The sequence below is a fragment of the Chelativorans sp. ZYF759 genome, from assembly GCF_012911015.1.
GTDB lineage: Bacteria > Pseudomonadota > Alphaproteobacteria > Rhizobiales > Rhizobiaceae > ZYF759.
Window position 1 is genome coordinate 406,496 of record NZ_WVVV01000001.1, and the last position, 19,629, is coordinate 426,124.

Consider the following 19,629-nt stretch of genomic DNA (forward strand, 5'->3'; position numbering starts at 1 on the left):
TTTTTCGTCATGACCCTGCGCATATCCGGCAAGCAGATGGAAATCGGAGAGGCGTTCCGTGAACGCATCGATGACCGAATCAAAGGAGCCGTCGATAAATATTTCGATGGCGGGTTCTCGGGCCACGTCACCGTGGAGAAGTCCGGATCGCGGTTTTCGGCAGATTGTCTCGTGCGGCTCGATACGGGCATCGTGCTGCAGGCGACCGGCCAGGCGCAGGAACCCCAGGCGTCCTTCGAGGCGGCCGCGGAGCGGATCGAGAAACGCCTGCGCCGCTACAAGCGCCGGCTGAAGTCGCACGACAACGGCCCCGATCCGATGGAAAATCTCGGCGGCGCTTCGGAAACGCTGGATTATCGCGTCATGGCCGCCCTGGCCGATGACGAGGAAGACGTTCCGGAGGACTACGCGCCGGCCGTGGTGGCGGAGACGACCATGTCGTTGCGCACCATGTCGGTGGCAAATGCCGTGATCGAACTCGACATGCGGGACAATCCGGTGTTGGTCTTCCGCAATGCGGGCAATGCCCACGTCAACATCGTTTATCGCCGCGCGGACGGAAATATCGGATGGATCGATCCGTCCTCGATCGGCGGCGATCGTCAGGCATCCTGATCCCGGCAGCGGAGCCGCAAGGCGCCATGTCAGGCAGACAAGGTTTGGAAGGGATTCCGCTATGGATTTGAGCGACCTGATCGAGGTGCAGGCGATCATGCCGGCCTTGAAGGCAAACTCGAAGAAGCAGCTCCTGCAACTGCTCGCCGAGAAGGCGGCTTCCGTCACCGGTCTGCCCGAACGCGAGATCTTCGATACGATTCTCCAGCGCGAGCGGCTGGGATCGACCGGCGTCGGCAACGGCATCGCGATCCCCCACGGCAAGCTGTCGGGCGTCGACCGCATTCGTGGTGTCTTCGCGCGCCTCGACCATCCCGTCGATTTCGAGGCGCTGGATGACCAGCCAGTCGATCTGGTGTTTCTGCTGTTGGCACCCGAAGGCGCGGGGGCCGACCATCTCAAGGCCCTGTCGCGCATTGCGAGAGTGCTGCGTGACGGCGAGGCCGTCTCCAAGATTCGCGGCACGAGCGACGCCGCCGCGATTCATTCCTTCCTTTCGGAAACGCCGGCCTCTCACGCCGCCTGAGGGGCGGCGTGACGGCCTGTGACGCCTAGTGCAGGCTGACGGGGGTCAGCTGTTGCTCAAGAGCGCCCGCGATCGCGCTGGAGCGCTCGTCGGTCAGAAGGATGGGGCGTCCATCGGCGGCAAAAACCGCCCAGAGCCGCGTGCCTGTCGCAATCTCCGGCATGCCGGGGAACTTGACCAGCAATTCGTCACTGTCGATCTCGCGCAGATAGGCAACGACGCCTTCCCCGATATGGGCAAGGTCTGCCTGGGTCACGCTTTGCTTTTCGTGTTCGTTCATTTCAGCCTCCTGAGATGGCGGGCCGTCCTTGGACCAACCCCCATCGGTGCCATTTAGTTGCGTCGGCTTGCGAATCGGTCCTGACTCAGTCTCGCGCGGAAATGTTGATTTTCTTTACCAACCGTTCCGGCTTGGGCCGATCCAGGTCAATGGAAAGCAGGCCGTTCTTCAGATCCGCCGCCGTCACGCGCATGCCGTCGGCCAGCACGAAGATGCGCTGGAACTGCCTGGCGGCGATGCCACGATGCAGGAAATGGCGTTCGCTTTCCTCGGCTTGGCGGCCGCGCACGACAAGCTGGTTCTCTTCGACCGAAACGTCGAGATCGGCCTCGGTGAATCCGGCCACCGCCAGGGTGATGCGCAGCCGGTCGGAGGTTTCTCCGGCGCCGGCCAGCCTCTCGATATTGTAGGGCGGGTAGCTGTCTCCAGCCTTCGCGACGCGCTCAAGCGTCTTTTCCATGGTGTCGAACCCAAGCAGCAGCGGGTTCGAAAACGGCGTCATGCGCGTCATTCATGTCCTCCTGGGAGCGACGTGGATAGGCGAGAACCCGTGTGGCGTTCACGCCCGTGGCCCTGATATGGTCTGCCCAAACGGTTAAATCAAGAATTGGGAATCCGCAGCCGCATGAGCCAACCCCGCAAGATCATCATCGACACCGATCCGGGCCAGGACGACGCGCTGGCCATCCTGCTGGCGCTTGCCAGCCCCGAGCTCGATGTGGTCGGGATCACGGCGGTTGCCGGCAACGTCCCACTGGCGCTGACGCAGAAGAACGCCCGTATCGTCTGCGAACTGGCCGGTCGGCCGGAGGTGAAGGTCTTTGCCGGTGCGTCCCGCCCGCTGGTCAGGCCCCTCGTCACCGCCGAGCATGTGCATGGCAAGACCGGTCTCGACGGTCCGGTGCTGCCAGATCCCGTGATGCCGCTTCAGGACATGAACGCGGTCGATTTCATCGTCGAAACGGTGATGAACGAACCGGAAGGCGCTGTCACGCTCTGCCCGATCGGCCCGCTCACCAACATCGCGCTGGCGCTGGTGCGCGAGCCGCGCATCGGCGGTCGCATCCGAGAGATCGTGCTGATGGGCGGCGGCTATTTCGAACAGGGCAACGTGACCCCCTCGGCCGAGTTCAACATCTATGTCGATCCGCACGCGGCCGCGACGGTGTTTTCCGCCGGCATCCCGATCGTCATGATGCCGCTCGACGTGACCCACAAGGCGTTGACGACGCGGGCGCGCGTCGAGACTTTCCGTGCCATGGGAACCCGCGTCGGGACGGCGGCGGCCGAACTGCTCGACTTCTTCGAGCGGTTCGACGAGGAAAAATACGGTTCCGATGGCGGCCCGCTGCACGACCCTTGCGTCATCGCCTGGCTCCTGAAGCCGGAGCTTTTTTCGGGACGCCACTGCAACGTCGAGATCGAAACGGCTTCGGAACTGACGCTCGGTTCAACCGTGGTCGACTGGTGGGGTGTCACCGAACGTCCGAAAAATGCGCTCGTGATGCGCGACATCGATGCCGACGGTTTCTTCGCGCTTTTGACCGAAAGGCTCGCGCGGCTCTAGTCGTTCAGGGCCGGTGGCGCATTTGCGCGCGCGAGAAGCAGCATGACGGCAAGGCCAACCCAGCCTGCGATCATCAGGAAGCCGCCAATCGGCGCCGCCATGGGAAAGAGACGGTCGCCCATATAGTGGCGGGCCAGCAGGTCGCCCGAGAAGAGGACCAGCCCGACCAGCAGGCCCCAGCCCGCCAGATTGACGCCGCCCGGCGATCGGGTCAGCGACAGCGCCACGAAAAGCGGCGCGTGAAACAGCAGGAACTGCGCGGCCGTTGCCAGCCCATCGCCGCCCGCATGGGCGGCGACCGCCGAGAAGGCAACGCCGGCGGCACCGCACAGCGCGCCGATCGCCCCCAGCCAGATCCGGGAAAGCGACAGGCTCCTCATCCGGCCATCGCCTCGTCGACCTCGGTCGCGTGGGGGATGGAAGGCTGGGCACCGGATTTGAGGCAGGCAAGCGACCCCGCCACCGTCGCCCGGCACATCGCCTCCTCCAGTTCGAGCCCCGAATCCAGTGCGGCGGCGAGATATCCGCAAAATGTGTCGCCGGCGCCGACGGTGTCGACCGGTGTGATCTCCGGTGCCGACACGCGCAGTAACTCGCCATCGACGGTGGCGATCGCGCCATCCTTGCCCAGCGTCACGATCAGCGTGCTGGTGAAGCGCTTCGCGAAGGCCAGCATCTTGTCGCCGCGGCTGGCCCCTTCAAGCGCAAGCGCCTCGGCATAGAGGTCGAATTCGGTCTCGTTGGCGATCACGTAATCGGCCAGACCGAGCGTGTCCGCGCTCTCGGGCAGGAAGGGCGCCGTGTTGAGCAGGCTGACCGCCCCACGCTCACGGGCGGCGGCAAGCGCGGCGCGCACGGTCTTGGCGGGTATCTCGTGCTGGAGAAGCACATGTTCGCCGGGCTGGAGGTCGGCAGCGGCGACGTCGCCGGGCAGGACGGTGGCATTCGCGCCCGGGATCACCGCGATGACATTCTCGCCGCTGGCGGCGACGAGAATGAGCGCCGTCCCTGTCGTGGCGTGCGAATCGCGCACGCTCGCGAGGTCGATGCCCGCCTGGCGCAGCAGGTTCAGGGCCTGGTCGGCGAAACTGTCCTGGCCGACGGCGCCGATCATGCGCACATCGCCGCCGGCGCGGGAAGCGGCCAGCGCCTGGTTGGCGCCCTTGCCGCCGGGCGCACTGGAAAAGGTCGAGCCGGCCACGGTTTCGCCGGGCTCCGGCAGCCTGGCGACATTCGCGATCAGGTCGAGATTGATGGAACCGATGACGGTGATCACGATGGTCTCCCGGGAAATTTCCCGGAAGCTAGCGGATTTGGGGGCCGGCTCCAAGCGGCATCAGGCCGCATCTCCGGCGCCAAGCTGGCCAGCCTCCCAGCCGAGCATCGCGCGCTTGCGCGTCAGACCCCAATGATAGCCCGTGAGCGCGCCCGATTTGCCGAGCGCGCGATGGCAGGGCACCACGAAGGAGAGCGGATTGGCGCCGATGGCGGCACCCACCGCGCGGCTCGCCTGGGGCCGACCGATTTCGGCGGCAAGCCTGGAATAGCTGCGCGCCCGCCCGAGCGGGATTTTCAGCAAGGCCTCCCACACGCGGATCTGGAAATCGGAGCCGATCATGACGACGCGCAAGGGCTCTTCCGGACGCCAACGCGCGGGATCGAAGATCCGCTGCGCGTAAGGATGGGTGGCGATCGGGTCCTCGACGTAATGCGCGTTCGGCCAGCGTCCCGCCATATCGGCCAGGGCCACGGCTTCCTCGCCCGTATCGGCGAAGGCGAGCCCTGCCAGGCCCCGGTCGGTGGCCATGATCAGCGCCTGTCCGAAAGGCGACCTGTGCCAGCCGTAGCGGATCGTCAGGCCCTTGCCGCGGCTCTTGTAGTCTCCCGGCGACATCGCCTCGTGGGTGACGAAGAGGTCGTGCAGCCGACCGGGACCCGACATGCCGAGCTCGAAGGCGGCATCGAGAAGCGGCATGCCGTCATCGAGGAGGCGGCGCGCATTGTCGAGCGTGATCGCCTGCAGGAAAGCCTTGGGCGACAGCCCCGCCCAGCGGGTGAACGTCTTCTGCAGAAGCGTCGGCGAGGTGCCGACCTCCTGCGCCAGTTCCTCCAGGGTCGGCTGGTCGCGATAGTCGAGGCTGATGCGCTCGATGACGCTGCGCACGATCTCGTAATCCGCGCCGAGCGGCGTCACGTCCTTCTGCAGGATGGCTGTGGGAGCATTCATGGGACTGCCTCGCACCTTTCGATCATCCCCCACTATCGCCCGCCACCCGCCCCGCGACCACCCGATTCTTGACGCACGTCTCGAGGCCGGCATTTGCTCTTGTCCGCGGCCAGTCTCGACATAGCTGTGACGGACAGGCACAACTGGCCGATTCCTAACAGGAGCGATCTGTGAGCGACGGCGCGAAGCTGGACATCAGGGGCAATGAATTCATCCTCGAATCCGAGCTCGAGGAGCAGTTTATCCGTTCGTCGGGGCCCGGCGGGCAGAACGTCAACAAGGTGGCCACCGCCGTCCAGCTGCGTATCGACGTGCTCAATGCGGCCGGTCTCAGCGCGCGCACCCGCGAACGGGCGCTGAAGCTGGCCGGGCAGAGGGCCACCAAGGAGGGCGAGATCCTCATCGAAGCGGGCCGCTTCCGCACCCAGGAGATGAACCGTGCCGATGCGCGCGAACGCCTCGTCGAGCTGCTCGTGCGGGCAGCAGAGCCACCGCCCAAACCCCGCAAGAAGACGCGGCCCTCGAAAGGCGCCGTGGAACGGCGGCTGAAGGCGAAATCCGGCCGGTCGCAGATCAAGAAGATGCGCGGCAAGGTCGGCTCGGAGTAGGAAGGCGGCATGAAGGAACTCCCCGAAGGCGTGCGGCATCTGCCGGGCCATTTCGACCCCGCGGCCCAGGAGGCGCTGCTCGCCGAAATCCGCGGCATCGTGGCCGAAGCCCCGCTCTATGTGCCCGCCATGCCCCGCACCGGCAAGGAGATGAGCGTGCGTATGACCAATTGCGGCGCGCTCGGCTGGGTCACCGACAAGGAACGCGGCTATCGCTACCAGGACACCCACCCCGTGACCGGAAGGCCCTGGCCGCCGATCCCCGCTCCTCTGCTGTCCCTTTGGGAAGAGCTTTCCGGCTGGCCGCAGCCACCCGAGGCATGCCTGGTCAATTTCTACGAGATTTCGGCCCGCATGGGGCTGCATCAGGACCGCGACGAGGCCAATCTGGTAGCCCCCGTGCTGTCGGTCTCGCTGGGCGACGCGTGCCTCTTCCGCGTCGGCGGGACCTCGCGTGGCGGCCCGACCATGTCGTTCCGGCTGGAAAGCGGCGACGTGATGCTGCTCGAAGGTCCCGGCCGCCTGCGCTTCCACGGCGTCGACCGCATCCATGCGGGTACGTCGGGTCTCCTGAAGAATGGCGGGCGCATCAATCTGACGCTCAGGCGGGTGACGGTCTAGCGACCGGCGCATGATCGGGTTACGGCCTTCTTCTGTAGACCTCCACGGTGTCGTCTTCCGCCAGGAGCTGGTAGTTGCCGAATATGGACTCGAAATCGAACGCGCTTCGAAGGTAATCCGTCCAAACGGGATTGGACTTCTGGACCAGGATTATGTCGGGCACCTCGCGGTCGATCTCCTCGGCTTTTGCCGCCATGAAGTCGTGCAGCATCATGTCGTAATGCTCGAAACGGGCAGCGTCCTCAGCCGCCCGTGCACGCTCGCGCAGCAACAATGCGTAACCGCCGAGCCAGTCACCATGATGCGGCGAAATCCAGCGCCCGTTCACCATGGGGGTGAAGGGGTGACCGATGGCGATGTCGCTGGCCACCACGGCCACCGAGGGCGCGTCGTAGGTGGCCCGCACGGAAGCCAGCGTTGCCGAATCTGGTTTCTGCGACGTGGTGAAGGGCAGGAAACAGGCCAGCATCACGGCCCCGGCCAGCACCGCCCACGCGCGTTCCTTTCGATCACCGAGCCCCGGCCCGCGCGCCAGCCGTTCGGCGAGCGCCACGCCAGCAGCCATGAAGGCGAAGAACAGGCTCGCGAAGAAATGATATGGCCAGCCCTTCGCCTGGATGGCGGCCACCGCGAGGCTGGCCAAGGATGCCGACAACGCAGCCACCACCAAAGGGGATGGCGGGCGCCCTGCGCCCATGCGCCAGACGAGCACCAGCGGCAGGAGGCAGATAGGCAGGAACCGCAGCACACGGTCGTGGCTGCTGACCTGGAGATAGGTATCGACCAGCAGCGGATAGAGGTCGAGGACGAATTCGGGGTGAAAGGCCACGATGGCGGCCAGATAGCCGACAAAAATCACCCCGAGGACCCAGAACTCGACCAGCCTCAACAGCTGCCGAACACCGATACGGGCCCACAGAAGCACCGCCAGCGCGGCCACGACCAGGCCGTAATGGGGCTTCACCAACACCAGAACGCTGCCCGCCACGCCCACCGCCGCCGACAGGGCAAGTCCGGGGCGGCCTCTGGCCCCCTCCTCGGCACGCCAGGCCGTCAAGACGAGAAACGGCAGGAAGAGCGCGACGGCAATGTGGTCACGCTCGCTGAAGGCATTGCCAGGAAAGAGAACGAGCAGCGCCAGCATCAGGGGCGAAAGCCTGACCAGCCAGGGGTTCGCCAGGTAGCCTCCGCGCCGCGCGACGAGGCCGGCGCCGAACAAACCTGCAAGGACCGCCGCGAGAGTAAGGCCGTGGACGGCGCTCTCAGGCGAAAAGCCCACCTGTCTCGCCAACCACACGAACGGAAGATAGAGCCAGACGCTGAAGGGCGGGTTGGTCTCGATCACGTCAACATAGAGCCGCTCGCCCTCGAGCATGCGCACGCCCACATGGATGAGCCAGCTCGTATCGGGGATCGTGCCCCAACGCTGCTGCCACCAGAGGGAAATGGCGAGCACCGCCAGCCAGGCCGCGCCGACCAGCCGAATCTCTGCGGCGGCTGGTCGTGGCCCAGCCGCGCTAACGGGTACAGAAATGCTCATCTCGTCATCGGTCCGACCTAGGTCGGAGGACGATATAGACGGAACGTAAAGCTGCCGTAAAAGCGGAATGGCCGGGTAGGCCGACGCAGCGCCGCTCCTAGAGCTTCCTCAGCGCCACCGTCTCCACCAGATGGTCCGCGCCCTTGCGCAGGATCAGGTCGGCACGGGGACGGGTCGGCAGGATGTTTTCGCGCAGGTTCTTGAGGTTGATGTTGTGCCACAGGCCTTCGGCGATCGCGCGCGCGGAATCCTCCGACAGCTCCGAGTAGCGATGAAAGAAGGATTTCGGGTCCTTGAAGGCCGTTTCGCGCAGCCGCATGAACCGGTCGATGTACCAGGCCCGGATCAGCTCTTCCTGGGCATCGATATAGACCGAGAAGTCGAAGAAATCCGAGACGACCGGCACCGCCTTGCCATCCTTGGGCAATTCGCGCGTCTGAAGCACGTTGATGCCCTCGAAGATGAGGATGTCCGGCCGGTCGATGGTCACATATTCGCCCGGGCGCACGTCATAGGTCATGTGCGAATAGAGCGGCGCGGGCACGTTGGGCTGGCCCGATTTGATGGCCGAGAGGAAACGCAGCAACTGGCCGACGTCGTAGCTTTCGGGAAAACCCTTGCGATCCATCAGGTTTTCGCGCCGCAGCACCTCGTTGGGCAGGAGGAACCCGTCGGTCGTTACCAGATCGACCTTCGGGCTGGAGGGCCAGCGCGCGAGCAGTTCCTGCAGGACGCGGGCCGTTGTCGACTTGCCGACCGCAACCGAGCCCGCCACGCCGATCACGAAGGGGCTCTTTACGGCATCGTCCGAATTGAAGAAGACCTTTCGCTGCTCGAAGAGCAGCTGCGTGGCCTCGACATGGGCCGAAAGCAGACGCGAGACCGACAGATAGATGCGCCGCACCTCGTCGAGATCGATGGGGTCGTTCAGCGAACGCAGCCGCCGCACCTCGTCTTCGGTCAGGGTCAGCGGCGTGTCGGCGCGGAACTTGGCCCACTGCTCCGCGGAAAAGATGCGATAGGGTGAATATTTCTCGGTGGGGACGAGCTGATCCATCGACCATTCCTCCGCGGGCTGCCGCGATACGCTCAATCCTTGCCCTCCCCGCGAGACGCCTTCTCGGCCACGCCCGACTGAGCCGTGCGCCGCTCGAGTTCGGCCAGCACCTCGTCCAATGGCACCTTGGCCAGCGCCAGCACGACCAGCCAATGATAGATCAGATCGGCGCTTTCGGAAACGAGCGCCTTGCGATCCTTTCCGACCGCCGCGATCACCGTCTCAACGGCCTCCTCGCCCAGCTTCTTGGCGGCCTTTTCCGGGCCGGCCGCGAACAGCTTCGCCGTCCAGGAACTTGCGTCTCCCGACGCAGCCCTGCCGGCCACGATGCGCTCCAGATCGTGTAGGGAGAACTGGGTCATGCTTCTGCCCCGTCAATGCCGTCGAGTCGCATCGAAAGGCCAGCCTGCGCCATGTGGCGCTTGGCTTCGCCAATCGAATAGGTGCCGAAATGGAAGATCGATGCCGCCAGCACGGCCGTTGCATGGCCATCGCGGATGCCCTCGACCAAATGGTCCAGATTGCCGACGCCGCCGGACGCGATCACCGGCGCGCGCACCGCGTCGGCCACCGCCCGGGTCAGCGCGATGTCATAGCCGACCTTGGTCCCGTCGCGGTCCATGGACGTGAGCAGAATCTCGCCCGCCCCCAAATCCACCACCTTCCGTGCGAACGCCACCGCCTCGATGCCGGTCGGCATGCGACCGCCATGGGTGAAGATCTCCCAGCGATCGGCCTCGCCCGGCTGCGAGACGCGCTTGGCGTCGATGGCGACCACGATGCACTGGTTGCCGAACTTGTCGGCGGCCTCGGCCACGAAATCGGGATTGGCGACGGCCGCCGTGTTGATCGACACCTTGTCGGCGCCCGCCAGAAGCAGTTTGCGGATATCAGCCACCTGCCGTACGCCGCCGCCGACCGTCAGCGGCATGAAGCACTGTTCCGCCGTGCGGGCAACGACGTCGAAGATCGTCTCGCGATTGTCCGAGCTTGCCGTGATGTCCAGGAAGCAGAGCTCGTCGGCGCCGGCGGCGTCATAGGCCTTGGCCGCCTCGACCGGATCGCCGGCGTCCACCAGATCGACGAAATTGACGCCCTTGACGACGCGGCCGTCCTTGACGTCCAGGCAGGGAATGACACGGGCTTTGAGGGTCATCCGTTCTTGTCCATCTGATCGCGCCTTCCCATCAGTATCGCGGCGCGTCCATAGCAGGAAGCGGGAGAACGGCAAAGCTTCCCGTATTGCGCGCGGTCCTCACTCCCGTGCCTTCAGACGCGAACGGACATATTTGCTCGCCGACCGATAGTGGCTCGGGCCGGCGGCCTCTGCCCAGCGTCCCGGCGTCCAGTCATTTTTGGCGCCTTTCATCGGACCGCCATAAAGCTCTTCCTGGCTGCGGTCGCTCATCCAATCGACCAGTCGGAGGTGCTGGTCCCGCAGCATCGCCAATGCCGCTGGCCAGTCCAGATCCGCCTGGCGTTTCCCAAGATCGGTATTGTAGCGCTTGAGCTCGTTCCATTTGTAGCCCGGCGCGGGAAATGCGACTTCCTTGCCTGCCATGCCGTCCGCATACCAGCCCAGGAAAAGCTCGATCCAGTGGGCGCGGTGACCGACGACGTCCTTGATCGACGTATGGTCTACATCCTTCTCCATCGCGGCATTGGCATCGATCGGCTGAAGCAGCATGTAAAGTCTCTCGAACTCTTTAGCCGTCAGCGCTTCCAGCTGTGCCTTCTGGGTGGCGGCCATTGCTGCAGTCCCCCCTTTTCTGCCTATCTGCCGTGTGAAAGAAGTACCGTCTCAGCCGCGCGGCGTCACTGGCCTTCTGCTGCCCGCAAAACCGCAAGCGCCTCGTCCGGGTCGATCCGCCCGTCATAGAGCGCGCGGCCCGAGATGGCGCCCTCAAGCTTGGCGGCGTCGGGCATGGTCATGCGCAGGATGTCGGCCATCGACGCCAGGCCGCCCGACGCAATGACGGGGATCGAGACCCCGTCCGCCAGGTCGATGGTGGCTTCCCAGTTGATGCCCGTCAGCACACCGTCGCGGTCAATGTCGGTGTAGATGATGGCGGCAACGCCAGCGCCCTCGAAACGCTGTGCCAGTTCGATCGCGCCGAGTTCGGAGGCCTCGGCCCAGCCCTCGACCGCCACCTTGCCGCCCCGCGCGTCGATGCCGACGGCGATCTTGCCGGGAAACCGCTTGCAGGCTTCCTTCACCAGTTCCGGATCGCGCACGGCAACCGTGCCGAGGATGACGCGGGCCAATCCCTTGTCGAGCCAGTCCTCGATATGCTCCAGCGAGCGGATGCCGCCGCCGAGCTGGACCGGGTTCTTCGTCGCCTTCAGGATCGCCTCGACCGCTTCGCCGTTGACCGAATGGCCGGCAAAGGCGCCGTTCAGATCCACCACATGCAGCCACTCGAAGCCCTGGTCCTCAAAACTCTTGGCCTGCGCGGCCGGGTCGGCATTATAGACGGTGGCGCTGTCCATCTCGCCCAGCTTGAGGCGAACGCACTGGCCGTCCTTGAGGTCGATGGCAGGAAAAAGGATCACGGGTTCACACGCCTTCCACGATGGCGAAATGGGCATTCGAATATTGCTGCCGCAGCTTAAGCGCCGCCTGATATTCGGGCGAGTGGTAGCAGTCGAGCGCGGTCTGATAGCTGTCGAACTCGATGACCACGAGGCGAGAGGCCGCCGGGCCCTCGAAGATCTCGCGCTGCCCGCCGCGCACAAGGAACTTGGCGCCGTATTTCTCGAAGGCCGCCGCATTGGCCGCGATGTATTTCGGGTAGTTGTCTGGATCGGTCACCTCGACCATGCCCATCCAGTAGCCCTTCTTGCTCACGACGCTCTCCTCACGGCTTCCACTTGAGAAAATTCGCGATCAGGGCCAGGCCGAGCGCCTGGCTCTTTTCGGGATGGAACTGGGTTCCCGCCACATTGTCCCGGGCAACGATGGCCGTGACCGGCCCGCCATAATCGGTGACCGCGATCACCTCCGCGTCCTGCTCGGCATCCAGCTGGTAGGAGTGGACGAAATAGGCGTGCAACCCGCCCTCTCCCGTCTCGATCCCTTCAAGCAGTTTGTGCGAGTGTTTCACGTGAATCGTGTTCCAGCCGATCTGCGGGATCTTGAGGGTGGGGTCGGACGGTGTCATCTCGCGCACGTCGCCGGGGATCCAGCCCAGACCCTCGGTCACGACCTTTTCGAGCCCGCGGCTGGCCAGCAGCTGCATGCCGACGCAGATGCCCAGAAACGGCCGGCCCTTGCTCCGCACCGTGTCCTCAAGCGCTTCGACCATGCCCGGTACGACATTCAATCCCGCACGGCAGTCGGCAAAAGCCCCCACACCCGGCAGCACGATGCGGTCGGCGCCGGCCACCTCCTCCGCCCTGTCGGTCAGGAGAATTTCGGCTGCGATGGCGTGGTCGCGCGCGGCGCGCTCGAAAGCCTTGACCGCCGAGCGCAGATTGCCCGATCCGTAATCGATGATGGCGACCCGCATCGTCAGCGCCCTCCCGAATAGCCCAGCATGCCGAGCGCGGTCGTGTCCGACCCGCTTTCGGGACGCGGTGACGGCGATCCGCCCCATGGCTTGAGTGGTGGCGGCGGAGTGTCGTTCTCAGCTTCCGCAACAGCCGCCATGTAGCGCAGTTCAGCGTCGGCCGGATTGTCGGCTTCAAGCACGCCCCATTCGCGCCAGCCGCGACGGCGCATGGCGGCCAGCCGCATGGCGCTGCCCTCCAGCCCCACATAGATCGAAACGAGAATCGACAGGAATGCCCCCGCATTGCTGGCAAACAGCGTCGAGGAGGCGATGCCGATCAGCATCGCCAGCAGGAGAACCGCCAGGCCTTCCAGCCACAGGCGGTGGAAAAACAGCCAGATGAACGGAAACACGAAGGCGAGGAAGTGGAAGCCGTCGCGCACCAGCACGGCATCCCTGCCTCTGGCATCGCCCGCCGGCGGTTCCATCACGACATAGCTGGCCATCGCCCGCCCTATCCCTTCAACGAACCCTTGGTCGAGGGCACGGCGCCCTCCTGGCGCGGATCGAGTGCGATCGCCGCGCCCAGAACCCGGGCCACGGCCTTGAAGCAGGTCTCCGCGATGTGGTGTGAATTGGCGCCATAGAGATTGCTCACATGGAGCGTGATGCCGGCATTCTGGGCCAGCGCCTGGAAAAATTCGCGCACCAGCTCCGTGTCGAAGCCGCCGATCCGGGAAGACGGGAATTCCACCTGCCAGACCAGGAAAGGCCGGCCCGAGACGTCGATCGCGGCGCGTGTCAGCGCCTCGTCCATGGCAAGGTCCAGCGAGGCGTAGCGCACGATGCCGGCGCGATCGCCCAGGGCCTCGCCCAGCGCCCTACCGAGCGCGATGCCGACATCCTCCACCGTGTGGTGGTCGTCGATGTGCAGGTCGCCCTTGGCCTTGATCTTCATGTCGATCAGCGAATGGCGCGCCAGCTGGTCGAGCATGTGGTCGAAGAAGCCGATCCCGGTCGACATCTCGGCCTTGCCCTTGCCGTCGAGATCGACGGCGAGGCTGATCTCGGTCTCGTTCGTCTTGCGCGCGACGCTCGCCTTGCGCCCGGAAGCCCCGGAACCCTTGCCGGCCATGACCGCATTCCTTCGCCTGAATTCGTGACCGCGCCTCATAACAGCATGATGCGGCGAATGCCAGCGAAGGGGATACGCCTTGGTGAACCGGTTTGCATTCATGGCGGTCGCGCATACATATGCCCTCACGCGTCGGGCGCCTCGGTTCTCGCGGGTCCGCCGCAGACAGTATCGGAGTTGATATGTCTGATGAATTGATCATGCACGGCACGACCATCGTCACCGTGCGCAAGGGTGGCAAGGTGGTGATGGCCGGCGATGGCCAGGTGAGCCTGGGCCAGACCGTCATGAAGGGTAATGCCCGCAAGGTGCGGCTCATCGGCAAGGACAACGTCATCGCCGGTTTCGCGGGCGCCACGGCCGATGCCTTCACTCTTCTGGAGCGGCTGGAAGCACGGCTCGAACAATATCCCGACCAGCTGATGCGGGCCTGCGTGGAACTCGCCAAGGACTGGCGCACCGACCGCTACCTGCGCCGCCTGGAAGCGATGATGCTGGTCGCCGACAAACGGGTGACGCTGGCACTCACCGGCACCGGCGACGTGCTTGAGCCCGAGCATGGCGTGATGGCCATCGGTTCCGGCGGCAATTACGCGCTCGCCGCCGCGCGCGCGCTGGCCGAGACGGACATGGATGCCGAGGAGGTGGCGCGCCGCGCCATGAAGATCGCCGCCGAGATCTGCGTCTACACCAATCCCAACGTCACGCTCGAATCACTCGATGCCGAGTAAGGCACCCGCCATCTCCTTCCGGCCGGTCGAGGCTTCCGATCTCGACCTGCTGGGGCGGTGGATGGAAAGGCCCCACTGGCGCGAATGGTGGGGCGAGCCCCAGACCGAGCTCGGCCACATCCGCGACATGGTGGAAGGCCGCGACACCACGCGTCCCTTCCTCTTCCTCGTCGACGGAAAGCCCGCCGGCTACATCCAGTACTGGTTCATCGGCCATCACCAGAACGAGATCTGGGTGAAGGACAATCCCTGGCTGATGGAACTGCCATCCGATGCGATCGGCGTCGATCTTTCCATCGGCGACGCCGGGGACCTGTCGAAGGGTCTCGGTTCGGCTGCGCTGAAATCCTTCGTCTCCATGCTGCGCGAAGAGGGTTTTCAAACCATCATCATCGACCCCGACCCGGCCAATGGCCGCGCCGTCCGGGCCTATCAAAAGGCCGGCTTTCGGCCGATACGCGAACTCGAAGGCAAGACAGGCGACGTGCTGTTGATGCGCTTTGCCCCGGACGCGGCTTCTCATGGGAGCGCGGACGCCTGATGGTGCCTTTGCCCCCGGGGAGACAGGAGAGGACGGCGATCGGATGATCAGTCCCGAAACGATCGACAGGGCCGTCGCCGCGGGCATCATCTCGACGGAGCAGCGCGACCGGCTGGTTTCGCTGGAAACCGGCGCTGCCATCACCAACACCGACACAGACACGCCCGACGAGAATTTGCGGCTGATCGGCGGCGGCAACGACCTTTTCGTGACCGTGGGCGTGGTTCTCCTGACGGCCGGCTTCACCTTCGCGCTCTCGACGCTGATCGCGGGCGAGACAATGTGGATCGCCGTCCTGGTCGCCGCCTTCGCCTGGCTGGTGGCCGAATTCGTGACCCGCCAGCACCGCATGAAACTGGCGTCGACGGTGCTTGCGCTGATCTTCGCGGCGGCGGCGCTGGGGGCGCTGGCCCAACTGTCGGACCGCTACTACACGATCCGACCGCCCGACTCGTTCTGGCAGCTTCTGGCGTTGCGCGGCATCGTGGCGCCGGCGGGCTATCTCGTCCTGGGGGGAACGGTCGTGGCGGCGGCGATCCATCTCTGGCGCTTCAGGGTGCCGGTCCTGGCCGGGGTCATCGCCGTTGCGCTCACCCTGCTCGCCTTTCTCCAGACGGCGATTTTCCTCTACGACGGCGTGACCGCCGGCACAGTGACGCCGCCGGCGGTGGAAGACATGCCGGAACTGCTGCGCGCCGCGCTCTACATGCCGCTGATCTGCGGCCTCATCGTCTTCGCCACCGCCGTCGCGCTCGATCTTCACGACCGCGAGCGGCGCACGGTGTGGTCCGACTGCGCTTTCTGGCTGCACGTCGTTTCCGCGCCGATGCTGGTGCATCCGCTGTTCATCATGGCGACCGGCCAGGATGCCTTCTTCGGCAGCGTCGAGCCAGGCAGCGACGCGATCGTGATGCTGACGCTGCTGATCCTGGGTTTTGTCTATGTGGCGCTTGCGATCGACAGGCGCTCGCTCCTGGTGCCGACGCTTGCCTATTTCGGGTCGCTCGGCATCTATTTCCTGTTCGACACCGCCACCGAGACGACCGGCGTCCCGCCCTTCGCCCTGCTTCTGGTGGTGGTCGGCGTGCTGATCATCCTGTTCGGCGCCGGCTGGCAACGCATCCGAAGCTTGATCGTCGGGCACACCCTTCCCACATCGGTTCTCAACCGCCTCCCTCCCCTCAAGGCACGAGTTTTATCCCGACCATGACCACCTTCTTTCCCCGCGAGATCGTTTCCGAGCTCGACCGCTACATCATCGGCCAGAAGGACGCCAAGCGCGCCGTGGCCATCGCGCTGCGCAACCGCTGGCGCCGCCAGCAGCTCACCGGCCAGATGCGCGAGGAGGTGATGCCGAAGAACATCCTGATGATCGGACCCACCGGCGTCGGCAAGACCGAGATCTCGCGCCGCCTGGCCAGGCTCGCCGGCGCGCCCTTCATCAAGGTCGAGGCCACCAAATTCACCGAAGTCGGCTATGTGGGCCGCGACGTCGAGCAGATCATCCGCGATCTGGTCGAGGTCGCCATCGGGCTGACCCGCGAGGCCATGCGCGAGGACGTGAAGGCCCGCGCCCACATCAATGCCGAGGAGCGCGTGCTTGAAGCCCTTGTCGGCAAGACGGCCAGCCCCGCCACGCGCGATTCCTTCCGCAAGAAGCTGCGCAGCGGGGAGATGGACGACAAGGAGATCGAGGTCGAGATCACCGATTCGGGGTCCGGCATGCCGGGCTTCGAGATTCCGGGCATGCCAGGCGCCAATATCGGCGTGCTCAACATCAACGAGATGCTGTCCAAGGCGATGGGTGGCCAGAAGTCGAAGACCATCAAGACGACGGTCAAGGAGTCCTACAAGCACCTGATCGACGACGAATCCGACAAGCTGCTCGACCAGGACGAGGTCACGCGGCGCGCGCTGTCCTCGACCGAGAATGACGGCATCGTCTTCCTCGACGAGATCGACAAGATCGCGGCGCGCGACGGGGGCATGGGCGCCGGGGTCAGCCGCGAGGGCGTGCAGCGCGACCTCCTGCCGCTGGTGGAGGGCACCACGGTCGCGACCAAATACGGGCCGATCAAGACCGATCACATCCTCTTCATCGCGTCCGGCGCCTTCCACGTCTCGAAGCCGTCGGATCTCCTGCCCGAACTCCAGGGCCGCCTGCCGATACGGGTCGAGCTTCGGGCGCTCGACAAGGAGGATTTCCGCCGCATCCTGACGGAGACCGAGGCCAGCCTCATCAAGCAATATATCGCTCTGATGGAGACCGAGGGCGTGACGCTGGAATTCACCGACGACGCCATCGACCGGCTGGCCGGCATCGCGGTGGACCTCAATTCCACCGTCGAGAATATCGGTGCCAGGCGCCTGCAGACCGTCATGGAGCGCGTGCTGGACGACATCTCCTTCAACGCTCCCGACAAGGGCGGAGAGACACTCAAGATCGACGCCGAATTCGTCGACCGCAATGTCGGCGACCTGGCCAAGAACACGGATCTGTCGCGGTTTATTCTGTAGGGGAAGCCATTGGCTGCTTCGGAGGCGGCAACCCCTCACCTGTCTCGGCGCCACGCGAAGTTGGCGCCCCCTCCACCGTGCGTCGCATGGTGGAGGGGGCGCCTGGAAAGCCCGAAGGAAGCCGACAAGCAGCTCGGTGCTGCGGGCAACAAAACGCCCTCAGGCGGCCGTGTCGCTCATCTCCCGCAACCGTCCCAGAAGCACCGTGATCTCGTCCTGGCCCAGACGACCAATGTGGACGGCGAGCAGATTGGCGAGTTCGGTAGCGTGTGGCGACAATCCCGCCGTATCGATGACGACGCGGGGATGGGACGCGGCCGCCATCCTCTGCAGCTCTTCCGCCTCGTCCCAGATGACGTTGAAATAGCCGATGACCGCCTGCACCGTTGCCCAGCTTGGCGCGCCGCGGCGGCCGTGCTCGAGAGCCGACAGATAGGCCGCGCTGACCCCGATCGCCTCGGCCATCTCCTTCTGCGAGACGCCCCGTGCCCGCCGCATCTCGCGCAGCCTTGCGCCGAAGGGTGTCATTCGGCCTCCCGAATGCGCCGCAGGCGAACGTAGAGTGCGCCGCTGCCGCCATGGCCCCGGCTCGCATCCTCGTAGCCGGACACCAGTCCGCGAAAGGCAGCGGTTGCGAACCATTGTGGAACCGCGCGCCGCAAGATGCCCTCGCTGCCCATCGAGGCGCCCTTGCCAGTGACGATCAGGACATGCCGCCTGCCGGCGGCGCGCGCCTGGCTGAGGAAGGAAAGCAGAAGCCCGTGCGCCTCGCGCTGGGTCAGGCCGTGCAGATCGACCTTGCCGTCGATCGGAACCCTGCCCTTGGCAAGCTTGCGCCGCGTGACGCGATCGAGCCCGGCGGGGTGGGGGGTGGCGGCCGGCTTGGGCGGTGCCGGCACAGTGGCGGGCGCGGTCTGGCGTTTCGGGGCCTGTTCGGCTGCTTCCTCCTCCTGGGAAAAATGGGCCGACATGGTCGGCAGCGTCCGGCCGGGCAGCGGCTTGACGGAGCCCGCCACCTTGCTCCACAGGATGCGGTCGTCGAGATTGAGGGCGCGGCCGCGATCCTTGCTCATCACCCGCTCCCCGCCATCAGCGTCTTCGGGACCAGGAGAAAGAAATCGGCCGGGTGCTTCACCTTGCCGGCCACGTCTCCGGCCGCATCGCCCGAGCCGAAGAAGATGTCGCCGCGGGCCGGCCCGACGATCGCCGATCCGGTGTCCTGAGCGATCATCAGCCGCTCGAAGGGCCGGTCCTCATGGTCCAAGCCTGAGGCCGCGACGAAAATCGGGCTGCCGAATGTGTGCAGCAGCCGGTCGACGGCCAGCGAGCGCCCCGGTTGCAGGGGTACCTTGGCAGCGGCGATCGGTCCAAGATCCGGATCCGCTACCGGCGCCTCTCGGAAGAAGATGAAGGAGCGGTTCCGGTGAAGAATCTCGTCGACGCGACCGGGGTTTTGCCTGAACCAGGCGCGGATCGACTGCATGGTCACCGCCTCGCGGGGAATCTCGCCGAGATCGGCCAGCACCCGGCCCGGCCCCGTGAAGGGATGCCCGGACTTCGCGGCGTAGGTGACGCGCATCTCGGTGCCATCCTCGAAGAGGAGGCGGGCGCATCCCTGGACATGAATGAAGAACGCATCCACCGGGTCAGCCAGCCAGGCCAGTTCCAGACCCCGGCCTTCGAGAAGCCCACCTTCAATCGCCCCACGATCGGCATATTCCCGGAGACCACCGGGGCCGGCCAGCGCGAACGCCAGGTTCACATCCATTCCAGCGGGCCGATTCTCGTCGCCGACCTTCACCAGATCGTGAGGCTGACGATAAAGCGGCACGCGGAAACGGGCCGTCGGCCTGCGCGTGGCTTCGACTACAGGTTCGTAATAGCCGGTCACGAATCCGCGGGCGCCGGTCTCCGGCCTGATGCGGTGGGGCACGAAACATGTCTCGAAGAAGCGGCGGGCTTCAGTTTCGTGGAATTGCGAGGCTGCCTTGAGCGTGCCTGCCAGTGCCGGAAAATCGACCCCGAGGGCGCCTGATCTGTATATCCGGTGCCGCGCCTCTTCGGCCGACCGCCGCAAAGCGACAAGCGCGGATCCATGGTCGTCCTGCGCCCAACCCGGCAGGGAGGCAAAAGTGGAGGGCTCGAGAAGTGGGGAAAGCGCCATCGGTCCGGC

At 65.4% G+C, this 19,629-nt stretch carries 27 protein-coding genes; 9 read left to right on the top strand and 18 right to left on the bottom strand.

The genetic code is table 11. The features are described from left to right. Positions 1-9 precede the first annotated feature (9 nt). Both raiA and ptsN read left to right on the top strand, forming a co-directional pair. Positions 10-615 carry a ribosome-associated translation inhibitor RaiA gene (raiA, locus tag GRZ55_RS01665; RefSeq protein WP_169285138.1) on the top strand — a complete coding sequence of 202 codons (606 nt, stop codon included), beginning with the start codon at positions 10-12 and terminating at the stop codon, positions 613-615. A gap of 61 nt (positions 616-676) precedes the next feature. Beyond that, positions 677-1,141, top strand: a complete 465-nt coding sequence (gene ptsN / locus GRZ55_RS01670; protein WP_169285139.1) for a PTS IIA-like nitrogen regulatory protein PtsN — start codon at positions 677-679, stop codon at positions 1,139-1,141. Between the two features lie 25 nt (positions 1,142-1,166). Here ptsN and GRZ55_RS01675 read toward each other — a convergent pair whose 3' ends face one another. Together GRZ55_RS01675 and GRZ55_RS01680 are read right to left on the bottom strand one after the other, a co-directional pair. Then, positions 1,167-1,421, bottom strand: a complete 255-nt coding sequence (locus tag GRZ55_RS01675; RefSeq protein ID WP_169285140.1) for a DUF1150 family protein — start codon at positions 1,419-1,421, stop codon at positions 1,167-1,169. 85 nt (positions 1,422-1,506) lie between these two features. After that, positions 1,507-1,932: an Hsp20 family protein gene (locus GRZ55_RS01680; RefSeq protein WP_169285141.1), complete on the bottom strand. Its 426-nt coding sequence runs from the start codon at positions 1,930-1,932 to the stop codon at positions 1,507-1,509. Positions 1,933-2,046: 114 nt separating this feature from the next. Here GRZ55_RS01680 and GRZ55_RS01685 point away from each other — a divergent pair, with 114 nt between their 5' ends. Further along, positions 2,047-2,988: a nucleoside hydrolase gene (locus GRZ55_RS01685; RefSeq protein ID WP_169285142.1), complete on the top strand. Its 942-nt coding sequence runs from the start codon at positions 2,047-2,049 to the stop codon at positions 2,986-2,988. Here GRZ55_RS01685 and GRZ55_RS01690 read toward each other — a convergent pair. The 3 genes from GRZ55_RS01690 to GRZ55_RS01700 are packed head-to-tail and all read right to left on the bottom strand — an operon-like array spanning position 2,985 to position 5,215. Continuing rightward, on the bottom strand, positions 2,985-3,368 hold the full coding sequence (locus GRZ55_RS01690) for a DUF423 domain-containing protein (RefSeq protein WP_169285143.1): 384 nt from the start codon (positions 3,366-3,368) through the stop codon (positions 2,985-2,987). The two genes, GRZ55_RS01685 and GRZ55_RS01690, sit on opposite strands and share 4 nt — an antisense overlap. Then, the gene (locus tag GRZ55_RS01695; protein ID WP_169285144.1) at positions 3,365-4,264 is read right to left on the bottom strand and encodes a ribokinase; all 900 of its coding nucleotides are present in this window, start codon (positions 4,262-4,264) and stop codon (positions 3,365-3,367) included. Before GRZ55_RS01695 ends, GRZ55_RS01690 begins: the two co-directional genes overlap by 4 nt. Before the next feature lie 60 nt (positions 4,265-4,324). After that, positions 4,325-5,215: a bifunctional helix-turn-helix domain-containing protein/methylated-DNA--[protein]-cysteine S-methyltransferase gene (locus GRZ55_RS01700; protein WP_169285145.1), complete on the bottom strand. Its 891-nt coding sequence runs from the start codon at positions 5,213-5,215 to the stop codon at positions 4,325-4,327. Positions 5,216-5,385: 170 nt separating this feature from the next. Between GRZ55_RS01700 and arfB the strand changes: the two genes are divergently transcribed. Together arfB and GRZ55_RS01710 are read left to right on the top strand one after the other, a co-directional pair. After that, entirely contained in the window at positions 5,386-5,823 is a 438-nt protein-coding gene (gene arfB / locus GRZ55_RS01705; protein ID WP_169285146.1) for an alternative ribosome rescue aminoacyl-tRNA hydrolase ArfB, read from the top strand. 9 nt (positions 5,824-5,832) lie between these two features. Beyond that, positions 5,833-6,444, top strand: a complete 612-nt coding sequence (locus GRZ55_RS01710; RefSeq protein ID WP_169285147.1) for an alpha-ketoglutarate-dependent dioxygenase AlkB — start codon at positions 5,833-5,835, stop codon at positions 6,442-6,444. A gap of 19 nt (positions 6,445-6,463) precedes the next feature. On the opposite strand, the gene GRZ55_RS01715 is transcribed toward GRZ55_RS01710, so the two are convergent. The 10 genes from GRZ55_RS01715 to hisB form a co-directional block, all read right to left on the bottom strand. Beyond that, positions 6,464-7,984 (bottom strand): hypothetical protein, encoded by a 1,521-nt coding sequence (locus GRZ55_RS01715; protein WP_169285148.1) that lies wholly within the window; start codon positions 7,982-7,984, stop codon positions 6,464-6,466. 97 nt (positions 7,985-8,081) lie between these two features. Next, on the bottom strand, positions 8,082-9,041 hold the full coding sequence (coaA, locus tag GRZ55_RS01720; RefSeq protein ID WP_169285149.1) for a type I pantothenate kinase: 960 nt from the start codon (positions 9,039-9,041) through the stop codon (positions 8,082-8,084). A 32-nt stretch (positions 9,042-9,073) separates the two neighbouring features. Beyond that, the gene (locus GRZ55_RS01725) at positions 9,074-9,403 is read right to left on the bottom strand and encodes a phosphoribosyl-ATP diphosphatase (protein WP_169285150.1); all 330 of its coding nucleotides are present in this window, start codon (positions 9,401-9,403) and stop codon (positions 9,074-9,076) included. Then, complete coding sequence (gene hisF / locus GRZ55_RS01730; protein ID WP_169285151.1) at positions 9,400-10,197, bottom strand: imidazole glycerol phosphate synthase subunit HisF; 798 nt, start codon at positions 10,195-10,197, stop codon at positions 9,400-9,402. Before hisF ends, GRZ55_RS01725 begins: the two co-directional genes overlap by 4 nt. A 99-nt stretch (positions 10,198-10,296) precedes the next feature. After that, positions 10,297-10,791, bottom strand: a complete 495-nt coding sequence (locus tag GRZ55_RS01735) for a ClbS/DfsB family four-helix bundle protein (protein ID WP_169285152.1) — start codon at positions 10,789-10,791, stop codon at positions 10,297-10,299. A gap of 65 nt (positions 10,792-10,856) precedes the next feature. Further along, positions 10,857-11,594 (bottom strand): 1-(5-phosphoribosyl)-5-[(5-phosphoribosylamino)methylideneamino]imidazole-4-carboxamide isomerase, encoded by a 738-nt coding sequence (hisA, locus tag GRZ55_RS01740; RefSeq protein WP_169285153.1) that lies wholly within the window; start codon positions 11,592-11,594, stop codon positions 10,857-10,859. Between the two features lie 4 nt (positions 11,595-11,598). Further along, positions 11,599-11,889, bottom strand: coding sequence for a DUF1330 domain-containing protein (locus GRZ55_RS01745; protein WP_169285154.1), 291 nt, complete (start codon positions 11,887-11,889; stop codon positions 11,599-11,601). Between the two features lie 10 nt (positions 11,890-11,899). After that, the gene (hisH, locus tag GRZ55_RS01750) at positions 11,900-12,550 is read right to left on the bottom strand and encodes an imidazole glycerol phosphate synthase subunit HisH (RefSeq protein ID WP_169285155.1); all 651 of its coding nucleotides are present in this window, start codon (positions 12,548-12,550) and stop codon (positions 11,900-11,902) included. A gap of 2 nt (positions 12,551-12,552) precedes the next feature. Continuing rightward, positions 12,553-13,038 carry a DUF2628 domain-containing protein gene (locus tag GRZ55_RS01755; protein WP_169285156.1) on the bottom strand — a complete coding sequence of 162 codons (486 nt, stop codon included), beginning with the start codon at positions 13,036-13,038 and terminating at the stop codon, positions 12,553-12,555. Between the two features lie 8 nt (positions 13,039-13,046). After that, the gene (gene hisB, locus GRZ55_RS01760; RefSeq protein WP_169285157.1) at positions 13,047-13,667 is read right to left on the bottom strand and encodes an imidazoleglycerol-phosphate dehydratase HisB; all 621 of its coding nucleotides are present in this window, start codon (positions 13,665-13,667) and stop codon (positions 13,047-13,049) included. Positions 13,668-13,849: 182 nt separating this feature from the next. Here hisB and hslV point away from each other — a divergent pair, with 182 nt between their 5' ends. The 4 genes from hslV to hslU are packed head-to-tail and all read left to right on the top strand — an operon-like array spanning position 13,850 to position 17,456. After that, positions 13,850-14,398, top strand: a complete 549-nt coding sequence (hslV, locus tag GRZ55_RS01765) for an ATP-dependent protease subunit HslV (RefSeq protein ID WP_169285158.1) — start codon at positions 13,850-13,852, stop codon at positions 14,396-14,398. Beyond that, entirely contained in the window at positions 14,388-14,939 is a 552-nt protein-coding gene (locus tag GRZ55_RS01770; protein WP_169285159.1) for a GNAT family N-acetyltransferase, read from the top strand. Before hslV ends, GRZ55_RS01770 begins: the two co-directional genes overlap by 11 nt. A gap of 43 nt (positions 14,940-14,982) precedes the next feature. Beyond that, positions 14,983-16,149, top strand: coding sequence for a hypothetical protein (locus GRZ55_RS01775; RefSeq protein WP_169285160.1), 1,167 nt, complete (start codon positions 14,983-14,985; stop codon positions 16,147-16,149). Then, on the top strand, positions 16,146-17,456 hold the full coding sequence (gene hslU, locus GRZ55_RS01780) for an ATP-dependent protease ATPase subunit HslU (RefSeq protein ID WP_169285161.1): 1,311 nt from the start codon (positions 16,146-16,148) through the stop codon (positions 17,454-17,456). The genes GRZ55_RS01775 and hslU overlap by 4 nt, the downstream gene beginning before the upstream one ends. A gap of 159 nt (positions 17,457-17,615) precedes the next feature. Here the strand turns inward: hslU and GRZ55_RS01785 are convergent, their stop codons facing one another. Genes GRZ55_RS01785 through GRZ55_RS01795 form a run of 3 tightly spaced genes read right to left on the bottom strand, consistent with a single transcriptional unit; the run spans position 17,616 to position 19,620 of the window. Beyond that, the gene (locus tag GRZ55_RS01785) at positions 17,616-17,984 is read right to left on the bottom strand and encodes a helix-turn-helix domain-containing protein (protein ID WP_169285162.1); all 369 of its coding nucleotides are present in this window, start codon (positions 17,982-17,984) and stop codon (positions 17,616-17,618) included. Then, positions 17,981-18,529, bottom strand: a complete 549-nt coding sequence (locus GRZ55_RS01790; protein WP_169285163.1) for a Smr/MutS family protein — start codon at positions 18,527-18,529, stop codon at positions 17,981-17,983. Before GRZ55_RS01790 ends, GRZ55_RS01785 begins: the two co-directional genes overlap by 4 nt. After that, positions 18,529-19,620 (bottom strand): murein transglycosylase A, encoded by a 1,092-nt coding sequence (locus tag GRZ55_RS01795; RefSeq protein WP_169285164.1) that lies wholly within the window; start codon positions 19,618-19,620, stop codon positions 18,529-18,531. Before GRZ55_RS01795 ends, GRZ55_RS01790 begins: the two co-directional genes overlap by 1 nt. Positions 19,621-19,629: the final 9 nt, after the last annotated feature.